This window comes from Blautia acetica (assembly GCF_038739805.1).
Lineage (GTDB): Bacteria > Bacillota > Clostridia > Lachnospirales > Lachnospiraceae > Blautia.
This window is the reverse complement of the sequence record NZ_JBBEWO010000028.1, coordinates 22897-29690: the sequence shown is the minus strand read 5'-3', so window position 1 is coordinate 29690 and position 6794 is coordinate 22897. Positions and strand designations below refer to the sequence as shown.

Here is a 6794-nt window from a genome sequence, read left to right as displayed (position 1 = left end):
CGCTTTATAGCGGACCAGTAAACGTGCTTGCGACACCGCCCTTCGGGGCGAGCAGTAATAAAGCCCTTTTGAGGGCTAATATCAAACCACCAGTTGAACTGGTGGTTGCTGACTTAGAACTTTTTTAGTCCAGTTTCTGATAAAGGGTAAATTTGTTTTTATGAAAATCCAGAATACCTTCTTTTCGCATTTTTCCCAGTTCTTTGGAAAGCGCACTGCGGTCCAGATTGAGATAGTCGGCCATACCCTGACGGTCAAAAGGGATTTCAAAAGCTGTGCTGCCTGTACGGACAGCCTGTCCCGTGAGATAAATCAGAAGGCGCTCCCGGATGGTTTTTGGGGTGGTGCAGAAAATTCGGTTGGAGAGAATCAGGTTTTTCTGCACGGAAATCCGCAGCAGATTCTGCATAATGACAGAACGGCAGGACGCTGCCTTTGGCGAAAGATACTGCAGGCGTTCCAGGTCTAAAAACAGAATTTCCGAAGGTTCAGCTGTTATGGCAGATACCATCATGGGTTCTCCGCAGAGGGCATAAGTTTCCGCAAAGACCTGTCCCTGGGAAATATGACTTAAAATGCTCCGATTTCCCCACAAATCCGTATTCTCTACCACCACGCTTCCGGACAGGACAATGCCCAGTTCCGAAATGGTATCCCCCATGTGAAAAATAGTGGTATTTTTAAGAAATTGCTGCTGGCGCATACAGCCCTGTTGTCTTAGTAAATCCAGTTCTTCTTTATTGATTTTATGAAAGATAGGAATTTGAAAAATTTCCATAAGTCTTCCTTTCCGTGGTTTTAACCACTGAATTGCTGTCTGCATTATAGTATGATAAGGACACAAAAGCAAGGGAGGTACAAGATGATTCGGAAAATTATTGAAATACAGGAAGAGAAATGTAACGGCTGCGGACTCTGTGCTTCAGCCTGCCACGAGGGTGCTATTGGTATGGTAGACGGGAAAGCCAGACTTTTGCGGGAGGATTACTGTGACGGACTGGGAGATTGCCTGCCTCAGTGTCCTACAGGTGCAATTACCTTTGTGGAGCGGGAAGCAGCGCCTTATGATGAGGCAGGGATATCCCGGCTTAGACAGTGGCCCTGTCAGATAAAGCTGGTGCCGGTAAATGCGCCGTATTTTCACAAAGCAAAGCTGCTGATTGCAGCAGATTGTACGGCTTATACCTATGCTGATTTTCACAGGGACTTTATGAAAGGAAAAATTACCCTTATCGGGTGTCCGAAACTGGACGGGGCAGATTACAGCGAAAAGCTGACAGAAATTATAAAAAACAATGACATCAGAAGTGTAACCATTCTTCGTATGGAGGTGCCTTGCTGCGGAGGTCTGGAGATGGCGGTAAAGAAAGCGCTTCAAAACAGCGGAAAATTCCTTCCCTGGCAGGTGGTGACTATTTCCACAGAAGGGCAAATTTTAGATTAGAAGAAATGAGGCTGCCGCATAAAGTGCGGCAGCCTCATTTAAAAACAGAGAGGGTTTACTGCAGCATGGAAGCCAGCACCTGATTGACCAGTTTTCCATCGGCAATGCCTTTTACCTTAGGCATGAGTACTTTCATAATGCGGCCTTTGTCTTTGCCTGTAGGAACTGTGATTTCCAGTTCTGTAAGCACACCCTGAATCACTTCTTTGATTTCGTCCTCATTCAGCATTTTCGGGGCGAATTCTTCATATACGGCAATTCGTTTGGTACATTCTTCTATCAGGTCTGTTCTGTCCTCCGGGGTCAGTTCCAGAGTTTCTTTTGTCTGTTTGATTTCTTTTAAAACCACTTCGTTTTCTTCTGCTTCTGTCAAATCTTCGCGCTTGTCAATGGCTTTGTTTTTCAGAGCGGACAGCAGCATGGACAGAGATTCTTTCCGTTCTTTGTCACCTGCTTTCATGGCAGTGACCATTGCTTTTCTGACTTCATCAATTTTGCTCATGGCTTAACATCTCCTTCACACATTTTCTATTAAGTATAGCACTTTTTTGCGGTACGTCAATGAATCCGCAGGAGATTCCAGTGAAAATGTGTGGCCAGAGCCCGGACAACCACGGTGACACAAAGACCCAGAAGCATGCCGGAGGCCTCGCCTACAGAATTTCGGCACGCTATATAGACAATGCCACCTGCAATGGAGGCGCTGGCATAGATTTCCCGCACCAGAATATAAGGGGTCTCCCCAGCCATAATGTCACGCACCACGCCGCCGCCTACACCGGTGAGCACACCGATGAAAATAAAGAAGAAAGGGTTGTCTTCTGTCACCAGCCGGGAAGCTGTCTGAATACCCAGTACCGTAAAGATGCCAAGCCCCACAGTATCGCACCAGAGCATGATTTTATCATAGATTTTATTCTTTATTTTAGAATGCAGAATGTCCGGAGTGGTGTATACAATGGCAAAAAGCAGGGTGGAGGTCAGAGCCGCAAACAGGATATAGACCGGTTTGGCAAAGGCCGTGGGAGGCGTGACCCCTAAAATTACATCACGCATAATACCGCCCCCAACCGCAGTGGTGGCACCCAGAATATTGACTCCGAAAATATCCATTTTTTTCTCAATGGCAATCATAGCGCCGGATGATGCAAAGGCGATGGTTCCTATGATTTCCAGGATAAAAATAAAAGTATCCATAAGTATCTCTCCTGTGTAAATATATCAAACATAAATATACCACAAATCTGCAAAAAAAACGTCAGAAAGTCCAAGGGTTTTGGTTGACTTTCCCAGGGTTCTTTGTTACATTGAAGAGGCATAGTTTTAAAATTTAACGCAGCAGGAGGTAAAAATAGATGCATACGCATAAAAACGGGAGTTTTACCAACTCTTTAGGGTTTGTGCTTGCCTGTGTAGGCTCTGCGGTAGGACTGGGAAATATCTGGATGTTCCCCTATCGTCTGGGCGAATACGGCGGGGCGGCCTTTTTGATACCATATATTTTGTTTACTTGTCTTTTTGGCTTTGTGGGACTTTCCGCAGAATTTGCCATTGGAAGAAGGGCAGGAACGGGAACACTGGGGGCTTACGAGCATTGCTGGTCTGCTATTCATAAGAAAAAAATAGGAAAAATCATAGGATGGATTCCCCTTCTTGGCTCTCTGGGCATTGCTATCGGCTATTCTGTTATTATTGGATGGGTTCTGAGATTTTTAGCCGGTTCTGTGACGAATACGGTTATGGAAAGAGACTCTGCAGAATACTTTGGAGAAGTGACGGCAATGATGGGGAACGTTCCCTGGCACATTCTGGTCATTGCCCTTACGGTTCTGCTTCTGGTGTTTGGAGCAGCGCCCCTGATTGAGAAAGCAAATAAGATTCTCATGCCTTTGTTTTTCCTGCTTTTTGCAGTTCTGGCAGTTCGTGTATTTTTCCTGCCGGGAGCAAAGGAAGGATACGAATTTCTCTTTGTTCCAAAATGGGAAGCGCTGGCGAATATGGATACCTGGGTGATGGCCATGGGACAGGCGTTCTTTTCCTTATCCATTACCGGTTCGGGAATGATTGTGTACGGCTCTTATCTGAGTAAGAAGGAGGATATTCCAAAGGCTTCTCTTCAGACGGTATTTTTTGATAGCATTGCAGCCATGCTGTCCGCGCTGGCCATTATGCCGGCAGTTTTTGCTTTCGGAATCGAGCCGTCTTCAGGGCCATCTCTGATGTTTATAACCATTCCGAACATTTTCAAGCAGATGCCTATGGGAAGGTTGTTTTCCGTGATGTTTTTCCTTTCCGTATGTTTTGCAGGAATTACCTCTCTTATTAATATGTTTGAGGCAGTGATTGAAAGCTGGCAGAATAAATTCCAGATGAAGAGAAATCATGCAGTACTGCTGTGCGGCGGTCTGACTCTGCTGGTAGGTCTGTTCCTGGAAGAAGAGGCAAGAGTGGGGCACTGGATGGACTTTATTACCATTATTGTGGTTCCTTTTGGCGCTGTGCTGGGTGCGGTTTCTATCTACTATATCCTGGGCTTTGACAGAATCAAAGAGGAACTGGAAACGGGAAGAGAAAAGAGACTTCCGGGGCTTTTTAAACCAGTGGCAAAATATATTTATGTGCCTTTGGCTGTAGTTGTATTTATTCTGGGACTGGTTTATAAGGGAATCGGCTGAGAAGAGGTGTGAAAATGAATCGTTTGCTGCCTGTTTTAGAAAAGATACAGACCGTGGTATGGGGACCGCCTACGTTGCTTTTGCTTCTGGCAACGGGGTTGTATTTTACCATAAGACTGAAAGGTCTCCAGATTACAAAATTGGGTCTGGCTATTAAGTATATTTTTCAAAAAGAAGAGGGAGAGGGGGATGTGTCGGCGTTTGCTTCCCTGTGTACTGCTCTGGCCGCTACCATTGGTACAGGAAGTATTGTGGGTGTGGCTACAGCTTTGCGGGCAGGCGGACCGGGCGCTCTTTTCTGGATGTGGGTGTCTGCTTTTCTGGGGATGGCTACCAAGTACGCAGAAGGCCTTCTGGCGGTAAAATACCGTTCCGTGGATGAGAACGGGCAGATTTGCGGCGGCCCTATGTATTACATACAAAACGGTATGGGAGAGAAATGGAAATGGCTGGCAAAGCTGTTTGCCTTCTTCGGGATTATGACGGCCATGCTGGGCTGTGGAACCTTTCCCCAGGTCAATGCCATTACAGAATCCACCAGTGAAGCCTTCGGGCTGCCAGTGTGGCTCATCGGTGTGGTGGTGGCTGTGGCGGTAGGCTGCGTGGTGCTGGGAGGAATCAAATCCATTTCCAGTGCGGCAGAATTGATTGTGCCTTTCATGGCTATGTTTTATGTGCTGGGTTCTCTGCTGATTCTGATTCTTCATGCACAGCAGATTCCGGAGACCCTGAAACTCATTGTAACTTCTGCCTTTACCCCTCATGCAGCAGTGGGCGGGGCGGCAGGAACAGTATTTATTTCAGTCATGACTGCCATGCGGACAGGCGTTGCCAGAGGTGTGTACACCAACGAGGCGGGACTTGGAAGTTCCCCCATTGTAGTGGCAGCGGCCAAAACCAAATCCTGTGTGCGCCAGGGGCTGGTTTCCATGACCAGCGTGTTTTTTACAACGATTGTTATCTGTACCATGACGGGAATTGTGGTTATCACTTCCGGTTACCTGGACGTTCCGGGACTGGACGGCGGGAAACTGTCCAATGCAGCGTATAATTCGGGTCTTCCGGGGAATCTGGGAATGTATATGGTTTCCATCGGATTGATTTTCTTTGCCTTTACCACGATTATCAGTTGGTGTTATTATGGGGAAAGATGTCTGGTTTACCTGTGCAAAAGTGTGAAGTGGATTTTTGTATACAAGGTGCTTTACATTGCCTGTGTGGCGGCTGCGCCTTATCTGGAACTGCAGCCTATCTGGCTGTTGGCAGATATCACCAATGCCTGTATGGCCTTCCCGAATCTGATAGGACTTTTGGGACTGAGCTCTGTAGTCATAAAGGAAACCAGGGATTATTTTGCGGAACTGAAACCGCAGAGGTGAAACACGGATTATCAGGAATAAGAAAAAGGCTGTCGCCTTAAGTGCAGATGGGGAGTTCAGTTCTCCTAATTGCAGCTTAAAGCGACAGTCTTTTTCATAAGAATAATATTGCAGAAGAAAGGAGCGGTTCTAACGTGCCATTCTGCCTTTAGAGCGGAAAAAGGGGAGTTGTCCGCCCCGCAGTGCAGGAGGTCCGGGCAGCTTTGGCAGCTTCGGCAGACGCACCGGAAAGGAAGAGATACGGTTTACAAACCGATTGGGGCGGTCACAGGCCAGCAGGAAGGTAATTCCCACACAGGAACTCAAAAGCAGAACGGTTTCGGTATAGGTGTCTACATTTTCCAGCAGAGGAGTTGCCTTTAAAACGCTGTAAAGCAGTCCGTGAAACAGGTAAATGGGCATGGTGCGCACGCCCAGCACGGAGAAAAAGTACCGCTTTCTGGGAATGACAGCAGACAGGGCAAAAAACATCAGGAAAGAAATCACATAGCAGCCTGCCCGTACCAGCAGACCTTCCATTCCCGGCATATCCATATCTTCGTAGGAATAGCGTCCGTAGAAAATAAAGGTGGTCAGTTCTGTACCTGTCAGGAATGCAGTGCCGAGGAAAAAGCACACAAAGGCTGTCAGGCTGAGGGTAAAAGCTTTCCAGTGACGGCGCAGGATTTCAAACCAGTCTTCCTGAAAATAGTAGCCTGCCAGGAAAAACGGGTAAAAAAACAGGGTTCTCGGAATACTGAAAAAGTTGCCAAGCTGGGTGTAGCCAATGAGCAATCCTGCCGTAAAGGCGATAGCCATATTTCCAGGGATTTTCTGAAAATAAGGAGTAATGATTCTCCAGAAAAACAGCGCCATCAGATACCACAGAGAAAATTTGGGGCGATTCAGGTACAGCCCGGTTTCCTTATGTATCACGAAAACGTACAGGAAATAATACAGAAGTTCGTAGACAAAATAAGGAATCACCAGCTTTTGAATCAGTTTTTCAAGGCTCATGGCTCTTTTGGAGAAGAAGCCTGAAATAAAAATAAAGGCAGGCATGTGGAAAGAAAAAATAATCCACTTTAAGGATTCTAAAACAGGGTTGTTTGTGTGACAGGGCTCAATAAAGTGTCCCATGACTACAAGCAGAATCAGCAATGCTTTGTAGTTGTCTAAAAAATAATTTCTTGATTTCGTTGACATAATCTTCACTTTCATATTATTATGGGTATTGTAGTTAATAAATGAGCAATAAATTGTTCACAATTTTAGTACGCAAGCTATGATACAACTGTTTTTATAGAATTGCAAATT

Annotated in this window: 7 protein-coding genes; 3 read left to right on the top strand and 4 right to left on the bottom strand. The window is 46.1% G+C overall.

All coding sequences use genetic code 11. From position 1 onward, the window contains the following. Window positions 1-124: 124 nt before the first annotated feature. Window positions 125-778 (bottom strand): Crp/Fnr family transcriptional regulator, encoded by a 654-nt coding sequence (locus WBS51_RS14315; RefSeq protein WP_294463134.1) that lies wholly within the window; start codon window positions 776-778, stop codon window positions 125-127. An 84-nt stretch (window positions 779-862) separates the two neighbouring features. On the opposite strand from WBS51_RS14315, the gene WBS51_RS14310 reads away from it, so the two are divergent. After that, window positions 863-1444, top strand: a complete 582-nt coding sequence (locus WBS51_RS14310) for an ATP-binding protein (RefSeq protein WP_173750229.1) — start codon at window positions 863-865, stop codon at window positions 1442-1444. 55 nt (window positions 1445-1499) lie between these two features. On the opposite strand, the gene WBS51_RS14305 is transcribed toward WBS51_RS14310, so the two are convergent. Both WBS51_RS14305 and WBS51_RS14300 read right to left on the bottom strand, forming a co-directional pair. Then, the gene (locus WBS51_RS14305) at window positions 1500-1946 is read right to left on the bottom strand and encodes a GatB/YqeY domain-containing protein (protein ID WP_173750228.1); all 447 of its coding nucleotides are present in this window, start codon (window positions 1944-1946) and stop codon (window positions 1500-1502) included. A gap of 56 nt (window positions 1947-2002) precedes the next feature. Beyond that, window positions 2003-2641: a trimeric intracellular cation channel family protein gene (locus WBS51_RS14300; RefSeq protein WP_294463131.1), complete on the bottom strand. Its 639-nt coding sequence runs from the start codon at window positions 2639-2641 to the stop codon at window positions 2003-2005. A gap of 158 nt (window positions 2642-2799) precedes the next feature. Between WBS51_RS14300 and WBS51_RS14295 the strand changes: the two genes are divergently transcribed. Then, window positions 2800-4119, top strand: a complete 1320-nt coding sequence (locus tag WBS51_RS14295) for a sodium-dependent transporter (protein ID WP_294463130.1) — start codon at window positions 2800-2802, stop codon at window positions 4117-4119. A 14-nt stretch (window positions 4120-4133) separates the two neighbouring features. Continuing rightward, window positions 4134-5498 (top strand): alanine/glycine:cation symporter family protein, encoded by a 1365-nt coding sequence (locus WBS51_RS14290; RefSeq protein ID WP_294463128.1) that lies wholly within the window; start codon window positions 4134-4136, stop codon window positions 5496-5498. 129 nt (window positions 5499-5627) lie between these two features. Here WBS51_RS14290 and WBS51_RS14285 read toward each other — a convergent pair whose 3' ends face one another. After that, complete coding sequence (locus WBS51_RS14285; protein WP_173750224.1) at window positions 5628-6683, bottom strand: acyltransferase family protein; 1056 nt, start codon at window positions 6681-6683, stop codon at window positions 5628-5630. Window positions 6684-6794 lie beyond the last annotated feature (111 nt).

Bases quoted from the DNA above. Each gene is read 5' to 3' on its own strand.
- WBS51_RS14285 (WP_173750224.1), bottom strand. From the start codon at position 6,683: ATGTCAACGAAATCAAGAAATTATTTTTTAGACAACTACAAAGCATTG.
- WBS51_RS14315 (WP_294463134.1), bottom strand. From the start codon at position 778: ATGGAAATTTTTCAAATTCCTATCTTTCATAAAATCAATAAAGAAGAA.
- WBS51_RS14305 (WP_173750228.1), bottom strand. From the start codon at position 1,946: ATGAGCAAAATTGATGAAGTCAGAAAAGCAATGGTCACTGCCATGAAA.
- WBS51_RS14295 (WP_294463130.1), top strand. From the start codon at position 2,800: ATGCATACGCATAAAAACGGGAGTTTTACCAACTCTTTAGGGTTTGTG.
- WBS51_RS14310 (WP_173750229.1), top strand. From the start codon at position 863: ATGATTCGGAAAATTATTGAAATACAGGAAGAGAAATGTAACGGCTGC.
- WBS51_RS14290 (WP_294463128.1), top strand. From the start codon at position 4,134: ATGAATCGTTTGCTGCCTGTTTTAGAAAAGATACAGACCGTGGTATGG.
- WBS51_RS14300 (WP_294463131.1), bottom strand. From the start codon at position 2,641: ATGGATACTTTTATTTTTATCCTGGAAATCATAGGAACCATCGCCTTT.